This window comes from Micromonospora sp. CP22, from assembly GCF_009712475.1.
In the GTDB taxonomy this organism is placed as follows: Bacteria; Actinomycetota; Actinomycetes; order Mycobacteriales; family Micromonosporaceae; genus Micromonospora.
The window spans coordinates 367,114-390,798 of record NZ_VCJO01000004.1 but is presented as its reverse complement, the minus strand read 5'-3'; the positions used below and the strand labels follow the sequence as shown (position 1 = coordinate 390,798).

At 71.0% G+C, this 23,685-nt stretch carries 16 protein-coding genes; 10 read left to right on the top strand and 6 right to left on the bottom strand.

Annotated elements, in window-relative coordinates; all coding sequences use genetic code 11:
• The first annotated feature begins 86 nt into the window (after positions 1-86).
• Positions 87-4,364 (top strand): HEAT repeat domain-containing protein, encoded by a 4,278-nt coding sequence (locus FF096_RS10250; protein WP_155216653.1) that lies wholly within the window; start codon positions 87-89, stop codon positions 4,362-4,364.
• A gap of 77 nt (positions 4,365-4,441) precedes the next feature.
• Here FF096_RS10250 and FF096_RS10245 read toward each other — a convergent pair whose 3' ends face one another.
• Genes FF096_RS10245 through FF096_RS10230 form a run of 4 tightly spaced genes read right to left on the bottom strand, consistent with a single transcriptional unit; the run spans position 4,442 to position 7,592 of the window.
• Positions 4,442-5,566, bottom strand: a complete 1,125-nt coding sequence (locus FF096_RS10245) for an ABC transporter ATP-binding protein (RefSeq protein WP_309223029.1) — start codon at positions 5,564-5,566, stop codon at positions 4,442-4,444.
• Positions 5,563-6,408 carry an ABC transporter permease gene (locus FF096_RS10240; RefSeq protein ID WP_155216651.1) on the bottom strand — a complete coding sequence of 282 codons (846 nt, stop codon included), beginning with the start codon at positions 6,406-6,408 and terminating at the stop codon, positions 5,563-5,565. The genes FF096_RS10245 and FF096_RS10240 overlap by 4 nt, the downstream gene beginning before the upstream one ends.
• A 3-nt stretch (positions 6,409-6,411) precedes the next feature.
• Positions 6,412-7,137: a molybdate ABC transporter substrate-binding protein gene (modA, locus tag FF096_RS10235; RefSeq protein WP_155216991.1), complete on the bottom strand. Its 726-nt coding sequence runs from the start codon at positions 7,135-7,137 to the stop codon at positions 6,412-6,414.
• Between the two features lie 32 nt (positions 7,138-7,169).
• A complete protein-coding gene (locus tag FF096_RS10230; protein ID WP_309223027.1) occupies positions 7,170-7,592 on the bottom strand; it encodes a TOBE domain-containing protein in 423 nt (140 codons plus the stop codon).
• Between the two features lie 239 nt (positions 7,593-7,831).
• Between FF096_RS10230 and FF096_RS10225 the strand changes: the two genes are divergently transcribed.
• From FF096_RS10225 to FF096_RS10195, 7 genes are all read left to right on the top strand, one after another.
• Complete coding sequence (locus FF096_RS10225; RefSeq protein ID WP_155216649.1) at positions 7,832-10,246, top strand: family 43 glycosylhydrolase; 2,415 nt, start codon at positions 7,832-7,834, stop codon at positions 10,244-10,246.
• A gap of 143 nt (positions 10,247-10,389) precedes the next feature.
• Positions 10,390-12,738 (top strand): family 43 glycosylhydrolase, encoded by a 2,349-nt coding sequence (locus FF096_RS10220; protein ID WP_230462436.1) that lies wholly within the window; start codon positions 10,390-10,392, stop codon positions 12,736-12,738.
• Positions 12,739-12,774: 36 nt separating this feature from the next.
• A complete protein-coding gene (locus tag FF096_RS10215) occupies positions 12,775-13,407 on the top strand; it encodes a hypothetical protein (RefSeq protein ID WP_155216645.1) in 633 nt (210 codons plus the stop codon).
• Between the two features lie 91 nt (positions 13,408-13,498).
• Positions 13,499-14,533, top strand: coding sequence for a hypothetical protein (locus FF096_RS10210; protein ID WP_155216643.1), 1,035 nt, complete (start codon positions 13,499-13,501; stop codon positions 14,531-14,533).
• Between the two features lie 108 nt (positions 14,534-14,641).
• Positions 14,642-16,600: a copper resistance CopC family protein gene (locus tag FF096_RS10205; RefSeq protein ID WP_155216641.1), complete on the top strand. Its 1,959-nt coding sequence runs from the start codon at positions 14,642-14,644 to the stop codon at positions 16,598-16,600.
• 84 nt (positions 16,601-16,684) lie between these two features.
• Entirely contained in the window at positions 16,685-17,566 is an 882-nt protein-coding gene (locus tag FF096_RS10200) for a hypothetical protein (RefSeq protein ID WP_155216639.1), read from the top strand.
• 98 nt (positions 17,567-17,664) lie between these two features.
• Positions 17,665-18,198: an AAA family ATPase gene (locus FF096_RS10195; RefSeq protein ID WP_155216637.1), complete on the top strand. Its 534-nt coding sequence runs from the start codon at positions 17,665-17,667 to the stop codon at positions 18,196-18,198.
• Here the strand turns inward: FF096_RS10195 and FF096_RS10190 are convergent.
• The gene (locus FF096_RS10190; protein WP_309223026.1) at positions 18,195-19,178 is read right to left on the bottom strand and encodes a hypothetical protein; all 984 of its coding nucleotides are present in this window, start codon (positions 19,176-19,178) and stop codon (positions 18,195-18,197) included. The genes FF096_RS10195 and FF096_RS10190 overlap by 4 nt on opposite strands.
• Before the next feature lie 190 nt (positions 19,179-19,368).
• Between FF096_RS10190 and FF096_RS10185 the strand changes: the two genes are divergently transcribed.
• Positions 19,369-19,926 (top strand): GNAT family N-acetyltransferase, encoded by a 558-nt coding sequence (locus FF096_RS10185; RefSeq protein ID WP_155216635.1) that lies wholly within the window; start codon positions 19,369-19,371, stop codon positions 19,924-19,926.
• Positions 19,927-20,002: 76 nt separating this feature from the next.
• Here the strand turns inward: FF096_RS10185 and FF096_RS10180 are convergent, their stop codons facing one another.
• Positions 20,003-21,877, bottom strand: coding sequence for a Xaa-Pro dipeptidyl-peptidase (locus tag FF096_RS10180; protein ID WP_309223025.1), 1,875 nt, complete (start codon positions 21,875-21,877; stop codon positions 20,003-20,005).
• A 452-nt stretch (positions 21,878-22,329) separates the two neighbouring features.
• On the opposite strand from FF096_RS10180, the gene FF096_RS10175 reads away from it, so the two are divergent.
• A complete protein-coding gene (locus tag FF096_RS10175) occupies positions 22,330-23,670 on the top strand; it encodes a cellulose binding domain-containing protein (RefSeq protein WP_155216631.1) in 1,341 nt (446 codons plus the stop codon).
• Positions 23,671-23,685: the final 15 nt, after the last annotated feature.

Genomic DNA, 23,685 nt, shown 5'->3' with positions numbered 1-23,685 from the left:
CGGACCGAATCCGTCCCGCGGTCATCATAGGCCCATCCGGTGTGGGAAAGCCGATATGCGCGCGGGGTGCGGGGATCACGGGGCGTATGGATGTGACAACGGCTGTTATTTTTAGGAATGCGGTCGCCAGCCACCCCTGGAGTTTGCCGTCGATGAAGGTCTACATTTCAGCCACCCAAAAGGACCTGCTGGAATATCGTGCGGCCGTGCACGCGGTGGCACGTCGCCTGGAGATCGAAGACGTCGCCATGGAGGCGTACGGGGCCGACGTCCGCCCGCCGCTGGAACGCTGTTTGGCCGATGTGCGCCGGTGTGATCTGTATGTGGGTCTTTTCGCCTGGCGCTACGGCTACCGGCCGCCCGGCCAGGAATCGTCCATCACGGAGCTGGAGTATCGTGCCGCGCTCGCGGCCGGCAAGCCGTGTCTGATCTTCCTGCTCGCCGAGGACACGCCCTGGCCGGTGGACATGATCGACCGTGACGACGACTGGCAACAGGTCGTGGCCCTGCGCAACGAGCTGAAGGAGCGCCACCTCTGCGCCTTTTTCTCCAGCGTGGACGACCTGTCCGCGAAGGTCACCGTGGCGTTGGCCGACATGCGCAGCGGTCGGTCACCGGCGCGTGAGCCCGGCGACCCCGACACGCACCTGCCGGAAGCGGTCCGCAGCCAGTACCACAAGCAGCTCCGGCTGCGCTACCAGGCGGTGCCGCTGGACGCGGTGGCGCCACGACCCACCATCGGCTACCTCACCGTCGGTCTGTCCAACGTGTTCGTAGAGCCGAGGGTGCACGAGGACGCCCGCCCGGAGATGCCGCTGGCCTGGTGGCGCTGGGCGGGATCAGGGCCGGACGGTGACGGCGGCGCGCTGCCCGGTGTGGTGGACCCGAGGGACGTGGAACGGCTCTGGGAGGAGTACGCCGCCAAGCAGGCGTCGGCACTGTTCGACGTGGTCTGCGACCCGGCCCGGCGGGCCATCGTGCTGCTCGGCGATCCCGGCTCCGGCAAGTCGGCGGCCGCTCGGTACCTCGCCCTCGCGTTGGCCGGGGTCTGCGAGGAGCCGCGCCTGGCGGCGCTGGACGGTCACCTGCCGGTCCTGATCGAGTTGCGGTCCTACGCGGCGCATAGTGGTGACGGCCGGTGCGACGGTCTGCTGGACTACGTCGGTCACCGGCACCAGCAGGGCCTGGCCGGGCTCGATCGGGAGGTGCTGGAGGCGTACCTGCGGCAGGGCGGCCAGGCGCTGTTCCTCTTCGACGGCCTGGACGAGGTCTTCGACTCGGCGCAACGCGAGGAGACGGCCGCCCAGATCGCCACCTTCGCCAACGAGTACCCCGGGGTGCGTACGGTGGTCACCTCGCGGGCGGCCGGCTATCTGCGACACACCTTCGCCAACGCCGGTTTCGACCACTTCACGCTGGAGGATCTCGACGACGAGCGGATCGCCCGGTTCCTCGGCAACTGGTACGAGTACGTGATGCCGACCCCGTCGGTCGAGGCGGACCGGCAGCGGCGGCAGATCCTCGACGTGGTGCGGCAGTCGCGGGCGATGCACGAGATCGCCGGTAACCCGTTGCTGCTGATGCTCATGGCGATCGTCGGCCGGGACCGCCCGCTGCCCAGAAACCGTCGGTGGCTCTACGCGCACGTCACGGACGTGCTGATCTCGGAATGGGACGTGACCAAGCAACTGCGGGAGAGCCACGGCGACGTGCCGCCGCTGGATCCGCAGGCGAAGCTGCGACTGCTGCGTCACCTGGCGTTCTGGATGCAGTGCCGGGAGTCGGGGCCGGCCGGCAATTACATCGAGGCAGATGAACTGTCGCGCATCTTCCGTGACCACCTGGTGGAGTTCTACGGTTTCGAGAACGAACGCGCGCACGCCATGGCGTACTCGATGATCGACAAACTACGCCAGCGCAGCTTCATCCTGGAACGGTACGGGCTGCGGCTGTTCGGGTTCGTGCATCGTACGTTTCTGGAGTACTTCTGTGCCGAGGAGATCGTGGACAGGTTTGATCCCGACTCGGACAGCTGGGGGATCGACCAACTGCGTGCGCTGTTCCGCGAGCACTGGGCGGATCCGTCCTGGCGGGAGGTGCTGCGGCTGGTCGCCAGCGCCCTACCCGCCGAGGTCGCCAACGATCTGGTCACCCTGCTGGCCACCGAGGTCAACCGGCCCTGGCCACCGCTGAACCTGCCCAGCCCACCGTGGAACCTGGTGCTGGCCGCACAGTGTGTGGCGGACGCGCCGCAGCCGGCGGGGCTGGCCGGTGCCGGTGAGGCGGTGCTGCGCCAGGTGGTGCTGCTGGTCGAGCACGGCATGTCCGCCGACGACCCGAACCTCGTCGAGGTCACCGAGCAGGAGCTGCTCTCCTCGATCCGGGCACTCGGACCGCAGTGGCCCGGCCGGGCCGTCTTCCTGCACTGGTACCGCCGCCGGGGGGTGCGCACCAGTTGGCGCTCCGGTTCGACCTTCGCCACCCGCGCGGCTGCCGCGCTGTCCACCGCCGACGAGCAGCTGGAGGAGGTGCTGGTCCGGGAACTCGGGCAGGGCCACGAGCGGCAGGCGCGGATCGCGCTGGTCGCCGGCCTGGCCGAGGCCGCCAGGCGGTTGGACACCACCGGCCGCAGCCGACGACACTGCCAGGAACTGCTGCTCGCCCAGGCGCGGGCGGAAGGATCGACAGCGGTGCGGCAGGCCGCGGTGCGCGCCCTGGTCGCCAACTTCGGCACCGGCGGCGACCTGGTCGAGGTGCTGCGCGACCTGGCCGAATCCCCCGACGCGGCGGTCCGCGCCCTGGCGATGCAGTCCCTCAACGGGCGGCCCGAGTTGACCGATGACGTCCGAGCGCTGCTGACGCGCGCCACGGAGGACCGCGACACCGGCGTGCGGCGGGCCGCGGTGACGGTGCTCGCCACCCGCTGCCCGAACCTGCCCGACGTCACCGAGACGCTGCACCGCCGGCTGGCCACCGACACCGATCCCGGTGTCGTGCAGGCCGCGTTGCGGTGCCTGCTCACCCTTCCCGGACACAGTGAGGCGGCTCGTGGGCGGGCCCTGTCGCGGATCGCCGGTGACTCCCAGGACGAGGTGCGGCGCTGCCTGGTGTGCGAACTGCTCCCCGGCCAGGGTGGCACGGACGGCACCGAGCTGTTGCTGAAACTGGCCGGTTCGGATGCCTCGGCGCGGGTGCGCGCGGTCGCGGTGCAACGACTGGTGCTGGTCAACGACCCGGACGGCAGGTGCCGGGACCGGCTGGTGGACCGGATCGAGCAGGACGAGGACGCCTCGGTGCGAGCGGCGGCGGTGACGGCGCTGACCGACCGCTACCGGGTGGACGACAGCGGCTGGGTGGTGGCTGCCCAGGCGGCGCGCACGGACGACGACGCGACGGTGCGGCTCGCCGCGGTCCGGGCGCTCGCCGAGGCGTACCCGGACCACCGCACCGGGGAACTGCTGCTCGAACGTGCCCGCCAGGATCCCACCGCCGGTGTCCGGCTCGCCGCCGTCGACCTGCTCACCGGTCGACCGCCGCTCGGGCACGCCGCCCGCGAACTGCTCATCAGCCGGGCCGCCCGGGAACGCGATCCGATCGTCCGGCTCCGCGTCACCCGAAGCCTGGCCCGCCTCGGTGATCCGCTCGACCCGGCCGTGGCGGAGTGTCTCGCCGAGCAGGTCCGCCGGGATCCCGACCCGAACGTGCTGCGCGTCGCCGCACAGGCGTTGGCCCGCGACGGTGGCACCGACGCGCTGGTGGAGACGTTGTCGCGGCGGGCCCGCCGGGACAGCTACGCGGGCATCCGGCTGGCCGCCGTGGAGACCCTCAGCGCGTACGGCGGCGCGGACGTGGTCACCGACGTGCTGTTGGAGTGCATCGGCTCGGACACCGATCCGGCGGCGTTCGACGCGGCGGTGTGCTGCCTGATCGAGCGGGGTGAGACCGCGATGGCCGTGACGTTGCGGTTGATGCGTCGGCTGGCCGATCGGGATCCGGCGATCCGGGCCCGCATCGCCGCCGCGCTCGGCGAGCATTTCGGCGACGACCCGGAGGTCCGGGTGCTGCTGGTGGGGCTGGTACGCGACGATCCGGCGCTGGAGGTGCGTCGCCGGGCCACCGAGCAGCTCGCGGCCAACCTGGCGGACCGGACCGGGGTGCGGGAGCTGTTGATGCGGTTGGTGGACGACGAGGACTGGGAGATCCGTCGTACCGCCCTGCTCGCGCTCGCCCGCCACTACGGCGAGGACACCCGGACCCGGCCGATACTCGTCCGGTTGGCCGGGCAGCCCGATCCCACCGTGCGGGGCCTCGCCGGGCAGTTGTTGGCGACGCTGCCCGGCACCGGCCCGGACGACTTCCCCTGACCGACAGCCCGACCGGCACCCCGGTCTGCTCGCCCTGGTCGCCCCGACCGGCTCGGGCTTCGGCCTGGGTGACCGGCTCAAGCTTCGGCCCGGGGTGTCGGCGTGGCCGGGTAGACCCGTGTCCCGGCGGCGTCCACGGTGGCCCAGAGTGTCTGCCCGGGTCTCGGGGTCAGCCGCGCGGCGGCGGCCGGAGTGATGTCGGCGGTCACGGCGACCGGGCCGGCGAGCTGGACCCGCAGGTGGTCGCCGTGGCGTTGGATGCCGGTGACGGTGGCCGGCCAGGTGTTGTGCGTACCGCCGTCGGGACGACGGGGATGCAGCGCCACCGTCGACGGCGTGAAGGCGACGAAGACGTCACCGGTGTGCCGGTCGCCGACGACGAGGTGGAACCCGTCGGTGACCCGGACCCGGTGCCCGTCGGCGTGCCCCCGGTGGAGGTTGAGGCCGACCAGGCGGGCGACGAAGTCGGTGCGCGGCTGGTCGATCACGGTCGCGACGTCGCCTTCCTGCACCAGGTGGCCGTCCTCGATGACGACGAGCCGGTCCGCGAGCACGACGGCGTCGATCGGGTCGTGGGTGACCAGCAGCGTGGCACCGGTGTGCCCGCCGAGGTGGTGCTGAAGTTGGGCGCGGGTGTCGAGCCGGGTGCGGGCGTCGAGGGCGGCGAGCGGCTCGTCGAGCAGCAGCAGTGCCGGTTCGACGGCGAGGGCACGGGCCAGGGCCACGCGTTGGGCCTGCCCACCGGAGAGCTGTCGGGGCTTGCGGCGGGCGTGTTCGGCGAGGCCGACCCGGGTCAGCCACCGTGCCGCCCGCTGTCGCGCTCGGTGTCGGCTCAGCCCCTGGCGCCGCGGTCCGAACGCGACGTTGTCCAGCGCGTTGAGGTGGGGAAAGAGCAGGTAGTCCTGGAAGACGACACCGATGCCGCGCTGCTCGGCCGGGATCCAGACCCGGCGGTCGGGGTGGTCCAGGTGACGTCCGGCGAGACGGAGATGTCCGGCGGTGAGGGGGAGCAGGCCGGCGAGGGCACGCAGCGCGGTGGTCTTGCCGGCACCGTTGGGCCCGAGGAGGGCGACGACCTCTCCGGGGCCGATGGTCAGCGGCAGGTCGAGTCGGAAGGCCCCCCGGTCCACGACCAGGCGGGCGTCGAGCACCGCGTCGCCGAATGCCGGTACGGCAGCGGGCTTGCCCGTCTCGGCGGTCACCGGCTGCCGAGCCAGCGGTCGCGGAGACTGGCCAGAATCGCCACCGAGACGGTGAGCAGGACGAGACTGAGCACGATCGCCGCCTCCAGGTCGGTTTCGAGGGCGAGGTACACCGCGAGGGGCATGGTCTGGGTACGGCCGGGGAAGTTGCCGGCGAAGGTGATGGTGGCGCCGAACTCGCCGAGCGCCCGGGCCCAGCACAGCACCGCGCCGGCGGCGACGCCCGGCGCGACCAGCGGAAGCGTCACCCGGGTGAAGGTGGTCCAACGGCCGGCGCCGAGGGTGGCGGCGGCCTCCTCGTACCGGACGTCCGCGCCGCGCAGCGCGCCCTCGACGGCGACCACCAGGAACGGCATCGCGACGAAGGCCTCGGCGAGCACGACACCGGCCGTGGTGAACGGCAGGCTGACCCCGAAGGTGCTGTCGAGCCAGCTGCCGAGGATGCCCCGCCGGCCGAAGACGAGCAGCAGCGCCACCCCGCCGACCACCGGCGGCAACACCAGCGGCACGGTGACCAGGGCACGCACCAGGCGGCGTCCGGGGAACTCGACGCGGGCCAGCAGCCAGGCCAGGGGCACCCCGAGGACGAGCGACAGCAGGGTGGCGAGGGTGGCCGCCTGCACGGACAGCCGCAGCGCGGTGAGCACCCCCGGCTCGGTGAGTCGTTGCGGCAGCGTGCTCCACGGCGTCCGAACCAGCAACCCGACCAGGGGGAGCACCAGGAAGAGCAGGCCGAGGGCGGCGGGCAGCAGCAACGCGACCGGCACCCGGCTGGTGTGTCTGGGTCGTGGTGGCGGCGTCGACCGGTCGGTTCGCGCCGCCACGGCGTCGCGTCGGGACATCGCCTACGGGGCCTGGAATCCGGCGGCGGCGAGGACGGCCTGACCCGCGTCGGAGAGTACGTGGTCGACGAACGCTCGGGCGGCCGGCTTGTTGGGGGCGTTGCCCAACACGACGATCGGATAGTCGTTGATCGCGCTGGCCGACTCGGGGAACTCGATGCCGTCGACGTCGGCGGCAACGGCCTGCGCGTCGGTGCGGTAGACCAGCGCCGCGTCGACCTCACCGAGGCGCACCTTGGACAGCGCCGCCCGCACGTCCCGTTCCAGGGTGACCGGGGTGAGGTCCACCCCGGCGGCGGCGAGGGCCCGCACCGCCGCAGCGCCACAGGGGACCTGTGGGGCGCAGAGCGCGACCTTGACCCCCGGCCGGTCCAGGTCGGCCAGACCGCTCACGCCGTTCGGGTTGCCGTCGGGCACCGCGATCACGAGTCGGTTGCGGACGAAGACCTTCGGGTCGTGGTCGTGGCTGTCGGTGACGGTGGTCATGGTGTCCGGCGAGGCCGCGGCGAAGACGTCCGCCGGTGCGCCCTGGTCGATCTGCGCCGCGAGGGTGGAGCTGCCGGCGAAACTGTACGTGACCCGGACGCCGGGGTTCGCCGCCTCGAAGTCCTCGCCGATCCGGGTGAACGGCTCGGTGAGCGACGCGGCGGCGAAGACCGTGACGTCGCCGGTCACGGCGTCGCCCTGCGGAACGGTCTGACCTGCACCGCAGCCGACCAGCCCGGCCATCGCCACGGCGGCGAGGGCTAGCCTGCGTACCGTCACGAGCCGTTCCTTCTGGTGTCCGGATGGGACGTGGGCCGCTCCACCACGACGGTGGTCGACTTGATCACCGCGATCGCCACCGAGCCGACTGCCAGTCCCAGGTCGTCGACGGCTTCGCGGCTCATCAGCGACACCACCCGGAACGGACCGGCCTGGATGTCCACCTGGGCCATCACGCCGTCCTTGACCACGGCCGTGACGATGCCCCGCAGCCGGTTACGGGCCGACGACTCGTCGGCCCGGTCGTCCGGGTCGCCGGCCTGTGCCCGTACGAAGGCAGCCAGGTCGACGCCGTCGACCACCCGATGTCCCTGGTCGTCGCGGGTGGCGGCGAGCCTGCCGGCGTCGACCCACCGACGCACCGTGTCCGGGCTGACGCCGAGCAGGTCTGCCGCCTCGCCCATGCGAAACATCGTCACGGCGCACACCTTACGGGATGCATCCGCAAGCCTGGCGGATGGGAAAGCCTAGGATCTGCGGGCTGATCCATGGATTCAGACGGCAACTGCGATACCTGGACGGGGCATGTCCGTCGGGGGTGCGTGCCGAGTGCCTGTTTCTCAGATATTTCAAATCGATCTCGGCCAAGGTCTTGACGATCGATGTTAGCGCTAACAGCATGGAGGCTTCCCGAAGCACTCGCGTCTGGAGCCCCGCCATGCAGGTGCCTGACGGCTCTCCCACCCCACGCTCACCACGACGGATCCCCCTGGTGGTGACCGGCGTACTCCTCTGCGCCGCCGCCATCTCGCCGGGCGCGGTGGCACACGCCGCCGAGGAATGGTCACCACCGTCGTCGTACACCTCGACCGATCGAGGCGACGGCACCTACAGCGTGCCGTTGCTGCGCTCCGACGTGCCGGACATCAGCGTGGAGCGGGTGCCGGCCGCCGAGAACGCCGAGGGCCGCGACGTCTACTACATGATCAGCACGACGATGCACCTCAGCCCGGGTGCGCCGATCATGAAGTCCTACGATCTCGTGAACTGGGAGATCGTCAACTACGTGTTCAACCGGGCGAGCGTCGGCGACGCGTTCTCGTTGCGCAACGGACAGAACTCGTACGGGCAGGGCCAGTGGGCCTCGTCGCTGCGCTACCACGACGGCGTCTTCTACGTCGTGTTCAACACAAACAACCTCGGTGGCGCGTACATCTACCGCACCGACGACATCGAGAACGGCGCGTGGCAGCGCACCGCGCTGGGCCGGGGCCTGCACGACCCCTCGCTCTTCTTCGACGTCGACGGTACGCCGTACATCTTCCACGGCTCCGGCGGGACCAGCGCGGTACGGCTCAACTCCACCCTGACCGCGATCACCGCTGACTACCCGAACATCTTCACCGCGAACGACTACGCCGGCCAGCCGTTCATCGGCGGGCTGTTCGAGGGCGCGCAGTTCTACCACATCGACGGCTGGTACTACGCGGTGATCATCACCTGGCCCTCCGGCCAGGGCCGACAGGTCGTCATGTTCCGCTCCCGGGAACTGCTCGGGCGCTACACCGCGCCCGGCGGGGTGAACACCTACGAGGCGCGGGGAGTGCTCAACTCCAACGGCTTCGCGCAGGGCAGCCTGGTCCCGATCGCGCGGGACGGCGGGGCGACCGACTGGTACGGCATGTTCTTCCGGGACACCTTCCCGGTCGGCCGGATCCCGGCGCTCATCCCCGCCACCTGGTCCGACGGCTGGCCGACCTTCGGCGCCGACGGGGTGGTGGCGGTGGACGGCACCTTCGCCAAACCGATCCGGCTCAGCCCCGCCGAGGAGTTGTTCGCCCGGCAGCAGAGCATCGTGGCCTCGGACGACTTCGCCAACGACGCGCCGCACAAGCCCTACCTGGACGAACAGTGGACGCCGCCACCGGGAGGCGAGGCGGAGATCGCGCCGAACGGGTCGCGGCTGGACCTGGCGTGGCAGTGGAACCACGCCCCGGACAACCGGTACTGGTCGCTGACCGACCGCACCGGATGGCTGCGACTGACCACCGGCACGGTGGTCACCGGCGACTACGTCTACACCAAGCTCGCCAACCGGGCCGAACTCGCCTGGTTCGAGGAGGCCCGCAACACCCTGTCGCAGCGTACGTTCGGGCCCCGGCAGTCGGTGGAGACCAAGCTGGACGTCTCCGGGATGAAGGACGGCGACGTCGCCGGACTCGCCGCCTACAACCGGGGCTTCTCCTACGTCGCGGTCAAGCGCACCGGCGGCGTCAACACCATCGGCGTGGTGAACCGGGGGCAGCCGTTCGCGGTCGACCTGGACCAGGCGACACTGGAGGAGTTCCTGCCGGGCAGCACCGCGCCGCTCGGCGAGGCGACCGAGGTGCACCTGAAGGCGGACCTGGACTTCGCCGCGCCGACCGGTCAGCTCTGGACCACCTTCCACTACAGCCTCGACGGCCGCAGCTGGTCGCAGCTGGGCAGTCGGGTCGGCCCGCAGACGCTGGACGGCAGCCTCGCCCACTTCATGGGGCACCGGGTCGGTCTGTTCAACTACGCGACCCAGCAGACCGGCGGGCACGTCGACTTCGACCACTTCCTGCTCAGCGACACGTTGACGGCGCAGGGCCGACCTCTGGACACCAGCCGGCTCGACGCCGCCATCGCGTACGCCGACACGCTGGACGAGGCCGACTACCCGACCGACGCGTGGGCCGCGATGCGCGCCCGGCTGGCCGAGGCGCAGGCGGCGCGGGAGCGTGGCTTCGGCACCCAGAACCAGATCGACGCACCGGAGCGGGCACTGAGCTACCAGCTCGCCCGACTCGGCGTACTCCGGGCCGAGCTGCCGGTGACGGTCAGCGCGCAGGCACGCTGCGTCGGCGGCAGCGCGTACGTGGCGGTGCAGGCCCGTAACGACCATGACGCCCCGGTCGACATGGTGCTGGAGACCGCGTACGGCCGGCGGTCGGTGCCGGAGGTCGCGCCAGGCGCCCACGCCTACCAGCAGTTCACCACCCGGTCGGCGGCGGTGCCGGCCGGCACCGTGACCGTGCGGGTGAGCGGAGCGGTCGACGGTCGGGCGGTGACCACCGTGCGGACCGCGAACCACCCGGCCGCCACCTGCTGATCCGGCCGTCCCGACGTCCGGCAGGGGCTGAGGTCGGCACCGAACCCCCGGATCCACCGCAGTGATCAAGGAGGATGTCAGTGACACATCGCGTGCGAAGGGCGCCCGTGAGACGGGCCGCCGCTCTCGTCACGGTCGGGCTCATGCTGGCCACGGGGCTAGTCGCCGCGTCGCCGGCCCAGGCCGACGACACCGAACTCATCGTCAACGGCGGATTCGAGGACGGGCTCACCGGCTGGTTCGTCAACAACGGCAACGCGACCGACAGCGCCACGCTGTCGCTCACGTCCGACGCCCACTCGGGATCGAGCGCCGTCCTCGTCACCGACCGGACCACGACCGGGTCCGGCCCGATGCAGGACCTCAGCGGCCGGGTGCAGGCCGGACAGACCTACGCCCTGACGGCCCGGATCAAGTACGACAACCCGAACGGGCCGGCGACGAAGCAGTTCTTCGCCACGATGCACTACGGTGCCGCGAACTACACCAACCTCGTCAGCGTGGTGGCGACCAAGGGACAGTGGGCGCAGTTCGACGGAACCTTCACCATCCCCGCCGGACAGAGCGTGTCGACGGCCCGGCTGTTCTTCGAGACGCCGTGGACGAGCACGCCGTCCACGGACCCGGACCTGCACCTGATGGACTTCACCCTGGACAGCGTGTCGGTGGTCGGTGCGGAACCCCCGCCCCCACCGTCGAAGACCATCGAGGTCGTCGGCAAGCTGCCCGGTGAGCACAACCCCTTGATCGGGCACAAGTTCGGTGCCGACGGCTTCGGCTTCGTGCACGACGGTCGGGTCTACCTGTACCTGACCAACGACACCCAGGGCTACGCGCCCGATCCGGCCACCGGCGTCTCCCCGGGCATCAACTACGGCGACATCAACCAGATCACCGTGATCTCCTCGACCGACCTGGTGAACTGGACCGACCACGGCGAGATCCAGGTGGCGGGTCCGAACGGGGTGGCGCCGTTCACCAACAACTCGTGGGCGCCCGGCATGGCCCGCAAGGTGGTCGACGGGCAGGAGAAGTTCTTCCTCTACTACGCCAACGGTGGCGGCTCCAGCAACGTGATCACCGGCGACTCGCCCCTCGGGCCGTGGCGCAGCGAACGCACCAGCACGCTGATCGACGGCCGCACTCCCGGCGCGGAGGACGTGGCCTGGAAGTTCGATCCGGCGCCGTTCGTGGACGCCGACGGGGAGCCGTACCTCTACTTCGGTGGTGGTCCCGCGTCGACGAGCATGCCGCCGGCCGAGCGCTTCAACAACCCGAAGAACCTGCGGGCGATCAGGCTCGGTGACGACATGGTGTCGACCGAGGGTACGGCGGCAGTGGTCGACGCACCCGTTGCCTTCGAGGCGGCCCACGTCTTCGAGCGGGACGGCAAGTACTACCTGTCGTACTCCTCGCACTTCGGTGGCAACGACTTCGGCGGCAACCAGACGCCGCTGCCCGGCTACCCGGGAGGTGGTCAGATCGGCTACCTCATCTCCGACGACCCGATGGAATGGCCGAAGGAGACCTACGCGGGCGTGTTGTTCCCCAACCAGTCGCAGTTCTTCGGCGCCGGCACCGGTGGCAACAACCACCAGTCGGTCTTCGAGTTCGAGGGCCGGTACTACTTCACGTACCACGCCCCGACGCTGAACAAGCGGATCAACGGCGACACCACCCAGGGGTACCGCAGCCCGCACATCCAGGAGCTGACCTTCAACCCGGACGGCACGATCCAGCAGGTGGTGGGCACCTACGCCGGTGTCGACCAGGTCCGTGACTTCGACCCGTACCGGGTGTTCGAGGCGGAGACCTTCGGCTGGAGCAAGGGCATCGCGACCAGGAAGGTCGACGGCGGGTCCAGCCAGTTCGGTGACGGTACGCCGAACCTGGTGGTCGGCGACATCGACAACGGCGACTGGACCGCCCTGTCGTCGGTGGACTTCGGTGACGGAGCCCGCAGCGTGACGGCGAAGGTACGGCCGCTGGCGAGCGGCGGGGCGATCCAGGTCCGCCTCGACGAGGTCACCGCGCCGGTGGTCGCCACGATCCCGGTCGACGCGCCGGTGGGTGAGTGGACGGAGTTGACCGCCGAACTCAGCGGTGTCGCGGGTGTGCACGACGTGTACTTCACCTACACCGGGCCGGAGGGCGTCGACCTCTTCGAACTCGACACGTGGGCCTTCGAGGCCGCCGCCGGTGCCGAACTGCCGGTGACGGTCAGTGCCCAGGCGCGGTGCGTGGGCGGCAACGCGTACGTGGCGGTGCAGGCGCGCAACGACCACGACACGCCGGTGGACGTGGTCCTGGAGACGGCGTACGGGCAGCGGTCGGTGACCGCTGTGGCACCGGGTGCCAACGCGTACCAGCAGTTCAACACGCGTACGGCAGCGGTGTCGGCCGGGACGGCGACCGTCCGCGTCACCGCCGCCGGAAGCGCCGGCACGACCGTGCGTACCGTCGAGCACCCCGCCGTCACCTGCGGCGCCTGACCCGGTCCATCCACCACACACCACTTGGAGCAACGGATGAGCAGAAGGAAGCGCAACCGGATGGTCGCGGCGGGGGCCGCGGGTGTCCTGCTGGTCGGTTCGGCGGTGGTGCCGTCGCCGGCCCTGGCCGAGCCGGGTGACAGCGGCGAGGTGAAGGTCACCGTCGACATCGAGGAGGTCCAGGAGCCGGGGGTGCTGGCGTTGTCGATCGCCGGTGACTCGGTGGCGTTGACCGAGGACGGGTCGACCCTGCTGGTACGCCAGTTCGTGGGCGGGTTGCCGACGGTCACCGTGACGGACACGCGTACGGCGGACGGGACGCCCGAGGGTGCGGCGTGGGCGGTGTTGGGCAGCGCGACCGACTTCGTCGGCAGCGCCGGTCAGCCGTCGATCGGCGCCGAGCACCTGGGCTGGAAGCCACGGTTGCTCGACGGCGGTGACACCGGCCTGGTCAGCGCGGGCGAGGAGGTCGTGACCGCGCTGGACGAGCCGACCCAACCCGGCAACAACGTGGGCCTGGTCGACCAGGAACTACTGGTGTCGACGTTCGCCTCGGGCACGGTGGCCGGGGACGCGTACTCGGTCGACGCCGAGCTGTTCCTGCGTACCCCGGCGGATGTCGCGGCCGGTTCGTACACCTCCACGTTGACCCTGTCCCTGTTCGAGTGACATCCGGTGCGGCGGCCCGACCGCCGCACCGTCCGGGGGCCGCCACTCGGCGGCCCCCGGGTTCGTACCCGGCCGACCTCGAAGGACTGTGATGATCCGACTTCTGCTACGGCGGGGGGCCGTGTTGGTCGCGTTGTCGACCATCGTGTCGATCACCTCGGTCGTCGCTCCGGTCGCCGCCTCGGCGGAGCCGACCGGCGCGGCGGTGACCTGGGCGGTGCAGCCGGCGGACGGGCGCGGCCCGGACGGCCGTCGGTGGATCGAGCACACCCTGGATCCGGGTGCGGTGCTGACCGAACACCTGGCGGTGCGCAACTTCAGTGACTCGGCGGTGGTGTTCACGTTGCAGGCCGCCGACGGTTACCTGACCGACAAGGGGCGGTTCAACATGCTCACCGCCGGCCAGGAGTCCGTGGACGGAGGGACCTGGATCACGCTGCCCGAGCGGGTGACCGTGGGCGCGAAACAGACGAAGGTGGTGCCGTTCACCATCACCGTGCCACCGGACGCGACACCGGGGGACCATCCGGCTGGTGTCGCCGCGACGGTGACCAGCACCGGTGGGACGGTGGCGGTGCAGAGCCGGGTCGGGTTCCGGGTCATGCTGCGGACCAGCGGGACGGTCACCGCTGCGATCGAGGTCGACGACCTGACCGTCAGGTACGACAGGTCGTGGAATCCGTTCACCGCCGGTGCGGTCCGGCTGAGCTTCACCGCGCGGAACACCGGAAACGTCGCGGTGACCGGAGGCGGCACCGCGACGGTGGGCGAACCGGTCGGCCGGGGAGGTCGCAGCGGCACCGTCGAGGTGCCGGAACTGATGCCGGGCGACGCCCGTCAGGTCGTGGCCCGGGTCGGCGGGGTGTGGGGACTGGGTCGGCTCACCACCACCGTCGAGGTGACCCCGGCGATCGTCTCCGGTGATCCGGCCGGCGCGCAGCTCCGCCCGACCACCGCCACGGTGACCGTCTGGACGGTGCCCTGGCCGCACCTCGTCCTCACGGCACTGGTCGGCGTGCTGGTCCTGGGGTGGTTGACCATCGCGCGCCGACGTCGCCGACACCTCGCCCGGCTGCTCGACCAGGCCCGCGCCGAGGGGCGTACGTCCGTGCTCACCGCCGACTGACCCGTGTCGCTCCACGATGGAAACGGTCATCCCGTCCAGAACTTTTCCCATCTGAACAAAAAGATGGCTACCTATTGCGTGATACCTCGCCATCGCGAGGATGATTCGATGCGTCATCACCCCCGGGGCCCTGCCCGTGTGGCCGCCGCCCTGCTCGCCCTGGTCCTCGCGGCCGGTGTCGTCGTCCTCGGGGCCGCCACACCCGCGTCGGCGCACGGCACCCTGGCGATGTCCACCCCGGCCGATGGCGCGAAGGTCGGCGAACCCCTGACGGCGGTACGGCTCTACTTCACCGAGCGGGTCCGCGACGACGCGTACTTCACCGTCACCGCACCCGGCGGTGGGCGGGTCGACACCGGGTGGACGCATGGCGAACCCCGTGAGTTGGACCGCCCGGTGCGGGAGTACTTCCTGGTCGACGGCGTGTTCGAGCCACACGAGTACACGACCGGATTCCCGGCGGTGGTGACGCTCGCGCATCTGCCGGCGACCGGGCGGTACACGGTGAGCTACCTGTCGGTGGCCTCGGACGGTGACCCGGTGCGCGGCTCCGTCACCTTCCGGTACACCGGGAAGCCGACGGCCGCCCCGCCGAACTGGCGACCGCCCACCGGCCAGCCGGATCCGGCCCTGCTCGCCGCGGCCGAGCAGCACGGGAACTCCGAGCCGCAGGCCGCGCCGGGCACGAGTGCCGACCCGTCGCCGGTCACCCCGGCGACACCGGAGCCGACGGCCGAAGCCGCTGCGCCCATCTCGGACGACCCGGACAACGGCGGTCTGCTGGGCTGGGTCGTCGTGGCGGTGGCCGTCGTCGCCGGTCTCCTCTGGTGGCGGCTCCAACCGGCCCGCGTCCAGCCCAACCGCAAGGCGACACGTCGCACCGGTGCCGCCCGACCCCGTGGCACGCCCGCCAGTGCGACCAAGAAGCGCCGCACCCCCGCCCCCGGCGGGGACAAACGCCGGACGGTGGCCGCCACGGCCCGGCGCGGCACCCGGACGGCCCCGGCGGTGGAACCTGTCCAGCGACCGGCGGCTGCCGCCCCCGCGTCGGCCACCGGGGTGGCGGACCGCCCGGCGACGACGAACGATCCCGCCACGACGCCGGACGGCGCGACCCCGCGTCGACGGCCCCAGCTGGGCGACACGCGTACCGCATTGCTGGTCGGTGGACTCGTGGTGGCGCTGGTGGCCGGTTTCGCCCTCGGCCGGATCGGTGCCGCCGACAGCCCCACCGCCGCGCCGTCGGGCACCGCGCCAGGAGACGGCGGTCGGGACACCGCACCGGCGGTGGCGGTCGGCGACGGGCACCAGCACGCGCCGGGAACCGGCCCGCACACGCATCCGGGCGACGCTCAGGACCAGGCCACCGGTACGACGGTCAGCGTCGCCGGGTACACCCTGAAGCCGGTGCTGCGCTCCCAACCGGCCGGCGCGACCACCGACTACCGATTCCGGATCGTGGGCGTCGACGGGCAGCCGGTGACCGGCTTCGCGGTGGTGCACGGCAAGCCGCTGCACCTGATCGTGGTCGGTCGTGACCTCGGCGGATACCAGCACCTGCACCCGACCATGGCGGCCGACGGCACCTGGAGCGTGCCGCTGACCCTCGCCCGGCCCGGTGGTTACCGCATCTACGCCGACTTCACCGTCACCACCGGCGACAGCCGGGAACTGCCGCTGGTGCTCGGCGTCGACCACGAGGTGCCGGGCAGCTACCAACCGGCCGGACTGCCGCCGGCGCAGCCGCAGGCGAGCGTCGGTCCGTACACGGTGTCCATGGCCGGTACGCCCACCATCGGCATGATGGTTCCGGTGACCTTCCGCGTCGCCCGCGACGGGGTGACCGAGCCGGTGCGGTTGGAGCGCTACCTGGGCGCGTACGGCCATCTGGTCGTGGTGCGCGAGGGCGACCTGGGCTACCTGCACGTCCACCCGGAACCGGAGCTGGTCGACGGCGGCATCGCGTTCTGGCTGACCGCGCCGAGCACCGGTCGTTACCGGGCGTTCCTCGACTTCCAGGTCGACGGAGCGGTGCACACCGCCGCGTTCACGATCAACCTGCCGTGACCTCCTCGTCCACCGTCGTGACCGGGCACCGGTCCCGGTGCTGTTCGGATGCAACCGATCGGCGACGGCCAACGTCGGATCGGCATGAGGATTCGTCGAAGCGGGCGGCTCGCGGTCGTCCCCTTGCTGTTGCTGACGTCCGCGGCCTGCGCCCAGCAGGCCGGTGGCGCCGGTTCGGGAGAGGCGGACTCGCCCGAACGGTCCTACTCCGCCGATACGGTGGTGTTCCGGATGGATCACACCGGCGGCTTCGTCACGCCGGCCATGCTCGCCACCCGGCTGCCCATGATCAGCGTCTACGGCGACGGCCGTGTGATCACCCAGGGCCCGGTCAACCTGATCTTTCCGGGACCGGCGCTGCCCAACCTCCAGGTGGGCAGGATCAGCGCCACGGAGGTCGACGAGCTGCTCAAGGCGGCCCGTGCCGCAGGGGTGGGCAGCGGGGCCGACCTGGGCAGGCCCCCGATATCCGACGCACCCTCCACCCGCTTCACCGTGCTCGGTGACAACGGGGCCGAGGAGTTCGAGGTGTACGCCCTCGCCGAGTCCGGCGACGTGACGACCGGCCTCTCCGCCGACCAGCGGGCGGGCCGGGACAAGCTGCGCGAGTTCGCCGAGTCGCTGACCGCCGAGTCCGGCCCGCTGGCCGCCGCGCAGGCGGACCAGCAGCCGTACGCGCCGAGCGCCGTCGCGGCCGTGGCCGAGCCCTGGGCCGCCAACGCCGACGCCGGGGAGCAGCCCGAGGTGACCTGGCCCGGTCCGGCGCTGCCCGGTGCCGACCTCGCCGAGGGTACGGGGTTGGGTTGTGTCACGGCGACCGGTGACGAGGCGCAGCAGGTGCTCACCGCCGCGGCATCGGCGAATACGGCCACGCCGTGGGTGTCCGACGGCAAGCGGTGGACGGTGACGCTGCGTCCGCTGCTGCCGGACGAGACCGACTGCGGCGACCTGACCACCAACCGCTGACACGCCGGTCCCGGGGCGGCCGATGAGCCGACCGCCCCGGACCCGGTGCACCGGCGCCCGGGTGGGCCGATGGCGGAACCGCACTAGGCTGCCGCCCGATGACCAAGAGGCTGTCTCGCATCCTGATCTACGGAGTTCACGGCTCCGGCAAGTCCACCCTGGCGCAGCGGCTGTCCCAGCGACTCGGGTTGCCCTGGTACCCGGTCGACGACATGCTCTGGGAACCCAACTGGGTCGAGGTGCCGGTGCCGGTGCAACGCCGCCGGATCGAGGACGTCTGCCGTCGGGACCGCTGGATCCTCGACGGGGCGTACCACGGTTGGCGCGATGTGCCGTTGGCCCGCGCGGACCTGGTCATCGGCCTGGACTACCCGCGCGGGCTGTCCTTCCGGTGGCTGCTGCGGCGTACGCTGCGCCGGCTTTCCACGGGTGAGCGGATCTGCAACGGCAACCGTGAGTCGCTGGGCAGCGTGCTGTCCACCGACTCGGTCGTGGTGTGGCACGTGACCGAGTTCGGCCGGGAACGACGTCGGCTGCGGGCCTGGCACGCCGATCCGACCGGACCACCGGTGCTGTTGCTCGACTCCCCCGAGGCGTTGGAACGCTGGCTGGCAGGCCTGTCCGGCGGTTAGAACTGCGCCGGTCGCCAGGACCGTCCCGCGATCTTCGGCGGCTTGGTCAGGGCGGGCTTGATGGCGCGCCAGGTGGCGTGCCACTCACTGGGCGGAAGGGCCAAGGTGGCGCACACCTCGCGTGCCATCTCCTCGGGGCCACGGCCACGCCACCGGGTGTCGACGAAGACCTGGTAGTCACGGTCGATCTGAAGGGCGACCCGGAACACGTCGTCATCGCAGTAGTCGTTGGCGACCCAACTGGTTTCGAGGCCGTGAGCGCGCAACCGTTCGCGGTCCAGTTCCGTCAGGACGAGTCGTCCGGCGGTGCGATCTGCCGTCTCCCACGAATGATCCGCAGCCACCCGGGCGACCTCGACGTCGTACTCGACGGCCGGGAAGGAGACGCCGCGGGCCATGGGCGCCTCGCCCGACCAGTCCCAGTGCACCAGCTCTCCGTCCCGAGTGATGGTGACGTCCGTGGACCCACAGCCATACACGCCACATGAGCAGCGGGCGATCGGAACGGTGCGCGGCTCGGCGGTGGCCACCAGATGATTGGTGGGGACAAAGATCTCGTACGGGTCCATCCCGAGTCCCGCTGCGGCCGAGGTCATCTCCGTACCGTTGACGTAGACCTGCACCTGGAATCCGTCGCCTACGTCCTCGAGCGTCGGCGCTACCTCCAGACGCAGCGAGTCGACGCCCGGTCGGCGCGCGACTCCTCCGCCGGTCGCCGGGGCGAAGCCTGGGGGGACAGTACCCGGAGCGGGGATCCCGAGTTCCTTGAGCGACTCGGTCACGAGTTCGGAGATGTCGCAGGATGGATCCCGCGCCGAAGCACCAGCGAGTTCGCGCAACATCGGCGAGTCCAGCCCGTCGACCAGCGCCTGGCAGGCGGCATGGATCATGTCCGCTGGGCCGTACCCGGGGTCGACGTTCCAGCGCGCCACAGTGTCGTACAGGCGCTGCTCGGCAGACCCGTTGCCCGTCTCGGTCACGCCGACATCATCCACAGCCACTGTGCGCACCGCACCGTCATTTCGCGCCTGCCATCCTCGCAGCGTCCGCTCATCGAGATGAGCGCCACGGCCGCCGACGCCCCCACCGGGCTGGCCACGTGGCCGCCCTCCGGACCTTGACCTGGGCTATGGAGCGAAATTCCCTGGACAGCCTTGCGATCATGCGAGGATGCCCCACCTCGTCACCGAACGCCTTGTGCTTCGTCCGGTCGATGACACGGACGTCGACCGGATCCTGGAGTACCGCAACCTGCCGGAGGTCAAGCACTGGCTGCTCAGCACCGACGTCGACCCGGAGCGCTTCCGGGCGTCGTGGCGGCGCGCGGCCGATGATCCCAACGACCACAGCGTGGCTGTGACCCTCGACGGCACGGTGATCGGCACCGTCTCGTTCGACGTGGTCGACGGCATGGGCCAGCCCGGTATGCCGCCGCGGACGGAGGCGCTCCTCGGCTATGTCTTCGATCCGGCGTACGGCGGGCGTGGGTATGCGACAGAGGCGGTCACCGCGATGGTGGCGCACGCGTTCGACCAGCTGGGTATTCGCAGGATCACCGCTGGTTGTTTCGCCGACAACCTCGCCTCCGTGCGGATCCTGGAGAAACTCGGCATGCGCCGGGAGCAGCACGGGGTCGGGGACTCCTGGCACGCCGAGCTGGGCTGGGTGGACGGCTACACCTACGCCATCCTCGCCCACGAATGGCACGAGCGCTCGGCGCGGATGTGAAATCTTGGACAGTTCCTGTCAGGCGCTGACGGCAACTGTCCAAGAATGGCTACGCACCACCCGCGACCGGCTGGGGTCAGAAACCGAGGGCGGTCCGTCCGCCGACCACCGGTAGGCGTAGTTCGCTGTGCTGCGGCGCGACGCGCAGTCGGGTGCCGCCCAGCGGCAGCAGGGTGTACTCCTGGTCGGTGGAGAAGACCACCAGGCCGATCCGGTGGCCCGCCGGGAAGACGTGGTCCTTGGGTTCCAGCGTCCACCGCAGGTCGTACAGCTTGCCCTGGCGCAGCGGGTCGGTGCGCGACGCGCTGTGACGGTTCTGCGGGTCCATCCAGCCCCGGGTCACCACCGTCGGCGCGGCGTCCGAGCCGGGCGGGCCATAGTCGACCAGGTACGCGGTGAGGTTCGCGCCCGGCTTGTTGTCGATCGCCAGCCGGAGCCGCACCTGTGGGCGACCGGAGATGCGGACCTGCTGATCCAACGTGGGGGAGAGGTAGGCCAGCCGGTGTGGGCTGGTCGCGTCCGGAGCGGCGATGAGCGTGTCCGGGTGGATGGTGCGACCCTCGTCGACGAAGCGCTGCTCGACCTGTTTCCTCGGCGGCTTCCCGGTGGTCAGTACGCCGGGGGTGGCGTCGGTGGCGGCCAGCCGCAGCGCGACCTCCCGGCTGCCCGGGTCGGGCCAGTTGGCGTACGTGGTGTAGGTGCTGTCCTCGCGCTGCACCACTGCGGTCGGTTCGTCCATGATCCCGTTGGGCACCTGCCACAGCCAGTGGTCGAACCAGCGGTTCTCGGTCTGCTTCCAGGTCCAGGTGCGGCCGTCGGGCAGGGTCACCGAGGCGGTGTTGCCCGGACCGCCGTGCCCGCCCTGGTGCAGCCAGATCCGGCGCGGAACGCGGTGCCGGGTCAACTCGTCCCACCAGCCGGCGAAGTGCTCGGTCTTCACGTTCCAGTCGTTGAGGCCGTGCACGACGAGCACGCTGGCCCGGACCTTCCGGGCGTCGAGGTGGTCCCGGTCGCGCCAGAAGGCGGAGTAGTCGCCGGTGATCCGGTCCTGCCGGTTGGTCAGCTCGGCGATCGCCGCGGCGCAGCGGCCCTCGGCCCGGGTCTGACCGGCGGTGAACCCGGCCAGCACGTCGGTGTCCTCACCCTGGTACGTCCCCGGCGCCACCACCAGACCGTTGGCGCGGTAGTAGTCGTACCAGCTGCTGATGGCGGCCACCGGCACGATGGTCCGCAGTCCCGGGACGCCGGTGGCGGCCACCTGGTTGGGCAGGGTGCCGTTGTAGGAGACGCCGGTCATGCCGACCGCCCCGGTGGTCCAGTCGGCGGTCACCGGCGTCCCGGCCGCGTCGTACCCCTGCGCCCGGCCGTTCAGCCAGTCGATCACCGCCTTGGTGCCGAGCGTCTCGGCCTGGTCTCCGCTGGTCGGGCAGCCGTCGGAGTCGCCGGTGCCGATGCTCTGGCCGAGCACGACCGCGTATCCCCGGGGCACGTAGTAGTCGTCCAGCGTGCCGGGCAGGTTGGCCTTCGCCGCCGCCCGCTGCACCGCCGGATCGGACGTCCGCCGGTTCCCCCGGTGATCGATCCCGTTCTGCGGCAGCTCGTCCACCAGCACGCTCGGGTACGGCACGTCGTACCAGACGTCCTTGCGGTACGGGCTGTGCTCGAAGATGACCGGCACCTTGAATCCCTCGGTGGCGGTCTCCCGGGGCCGGGAGATGTCGATCGCCACCCGGTCGGGTCGGCCGTCGTCGTCGGTGTCGACAGTGGTCTCGACGTACACCCGTTCCTCGATCGCGTCGGCGAGCGAGAAGACCGGTTGGGTCATGCCGTCGACGACGACGATGCCGGGGACGGTGGGTGTGGGCCGTGCCGCCGCCGGAGCCGCGCTCAATGTCAGCGCGCCGGAGAGCCCGAGGCCGATCAGTGCCAGCAGGTGGGGGGATCGACGCACGTGCGGCTCCCTTCGGTGGCCGGACCGCCGGACGAAGGCGGCCATCGAAGTCATGCTATGCCGGTCGGAGTTGCCCGTGGTGATCCATTTATTTACATCTTGCGATGTTATCGATCACAGGTTAGGTTGCGGGGCAGGAGCGAAGGGCACGCTCCGACGTCCCCGCCCGGCCGGTGGCCAGGCGAGCCGAGGCGTGCAACGCCGGTTGACGGTGCGCTGCGAGCCCGTGTGGGACGGTCACGCCGACAGCTCAGGCGGCTGACGGCGCATCGCGGGAGCCATGGCACACGTCGAGACCGCCGTCCTGGGTCGCCCACCACCCTGACAGCCCGGGGACGGTGCCGCACCGTATCCAGGCGCATCTGCGCGTTGCGCCGGCCGTTCCCGGCGTCGCCACCACCGCGATGTGCCGCACCACCGCGCGTCCCCAGCGGGCGCGGAATGGAGTCCCGATGTCCAGGCGTAGATCGATCTTCGGACCGGTCGTGCTTTCGACCCTGATGGTGTTGGCCGCCGCCGGCACCGTGCTCACCGCGAACCCCGGCAGCGTGCCGGCCGCCCAGTCCGGCATCCTGGCCGCGACCGCCGGCTGCGGCAAGGCACCCACCTTGCGCAGCGGTACGCACACCATCCAGAGCAACGGCAAGAACCGCAGCTACATCCTGCGGGTGCCGGACAACTACAACAACAACCACCCGTACCGGCTGGTGTTCGGGTTCCACTGGCTCAACGGCTCGGCGACCGACGTGGCCACCGGCCAGACGGTGCAGCGCGACACCTGGGCCTACTACGGACTGCTGCCCCTGTCGAACAACAGCACCATCTTCGTCGCGCCGCAGGGCCTCAACAGTGGCTGGGCGAACTCCGGCGGCGAGGATGTCACCTTCGTCGACGACATGCTGCGGCAGATCGAGAACGACCTCTGCGTCGAGACCACACAGCGTTTCGCGCTCGGGTTCAGCTACGGCGGCGCGATGAGCTACGCCCTCGCCTGTGCCCGGCCGAACGTCTTCCGGGCGGTCGCCGTCTACGGCGGTGCGCAGTTGAGCGGATGCAGCGGCGGCAACCAGCCGGTCGCCTACTTCGGGGCGCACGGCATCCGGGACAGTGTCCTCAACATCTCCAACGGGCGGTCGCTGCGGGACCGGTTCGTCCGCAACAACGGATGCACCGCGCAGAACCCGCCGGAACCCTCGCAGGGCAGCCTCACCCACCGCAGCACCACCTACTCCGGATGCGCGTCCGGTTACCCCGTGGTCTGGGCGGCGTTCGACGAGGGACACATCGCCGCACCGCAGGACGGCGCGCCCGGTGACAGCGGCTCCCGGACCTGGCTGCCGGGCGAGACCTGGCGCTTCTTCACCCAGTTCGGTAGCGGCACCACGCCACCGCCGAACACCACCCCGCCGCCGAACACGACACCACCGCCGAACACCACTCCGCCGCCGGGCCCGACGACGCCGCCACCCGGTGGCGGGGCGTGCCGGGTCACCGCCACGGTCAACGCCTGGAACAACGGACTGACCGAGGAGATCACCATCACCAACACCGGTGGCTCCACCATCAACGGTTGGTCGCTGGTCTTCACGCTGCCCAGCGGGCAGACCATCACCGGCGGCTGGAACGCCAGCTACTCACCGTCCTCCGGACAGGTGACCGCGCAGAACGCGTCGTACAACGGCACCATCGCCGCGAACGCGTCGGTCAACATCGGCTTCCAGGCCACCCACACCGGCAACGCCGCGAAACCCACCGCGTTCACCCTCAACGGCGCGGCCTGCACCGTCAGCTGAGTCGTACGTCATCCG

Coding starts and splice junctions, on each gene's coding strand:
- FF096_RS10250 (WP_155216653.1), top strand. CDS start 87: ATGGATGTGACAACGGCTGTTATTTTTAGGAATGCGGTCGCCAGCCAC.
- FF096_RS10205 (WP_155216641.1), top strand. CDS start 14,642: ATGCGTCATCACCCCCGGGGCCCTGCCCGTGTGGCCGCCGCCCTGCTC.
- FF096_RS10225 (WP_155216649.1), top strand. CDS start 7,832: ATGCAGGTGCCTGACGGCTCTCCCACCCCACGCTCACCACGACGGATC.
- FF096_RS10195 (WP_155216637.1), top strand. CDS start 17,665: ATGACCAAGAGGCTGTCTCGCATCCTGATCTACGGAGTTCACGGCTCC.
- FF096_RS10210 (WP_155216643.1), top strand. CDS start 13,499: ATGATCCGACTTCTGCTACGGCGGGGGGCCGTGTTGGTCGCGTTGTCG.
- FF096_RS10220 (WP_230462436.1), top strand. CDS start 10,390: ATGCTGGCCACGGGGCTAGTCGCCGCGTCGCCGGCCCAGGCCGACGAC.
- FF096_RS10175 (WP_155216631.1), top strand. CDS start 22,330: ATGTCCAGGCGTAGATCGATCTTCGGACCGGTCGTGCTTTCGACCCTG.
- modA (WP_155216991.1), bottom strand. CDS start 7,137: ATGGCCGGGCTGGTCGGCTGCGGTGCAGGTCAGACCGTTCCGCAGGGC.
- FF096_RS10200 (WP_155216639.1), top strand. CDS start 16,685: ATGAGGATTCGTCGAAGCGGGCGGCTCGCGGTCGTCCCCTTGCTGTTG.
- FF096_RS10185 (WP_155216635.1), top strand. CDS start 19,369: ATGCCCCACCTCGTCACCGAACGCCTTGTGCTTCGTCCGGTCGATGAC.
- FF096_RS10240 (WP_155216651.1), bottom strand. CDS start 6,408: ATGTCCCGACGCGACGCCGTGGCGGCGCGAACCGACCGGTCGACGCCG.
- FF096_RS10215 (WP_155216645.1), top strand. CDS start 12,775: ATGAGCAGAAGGAAGCGCAACCGGATGGTCGCGGCGGGGGCCGCGGGT.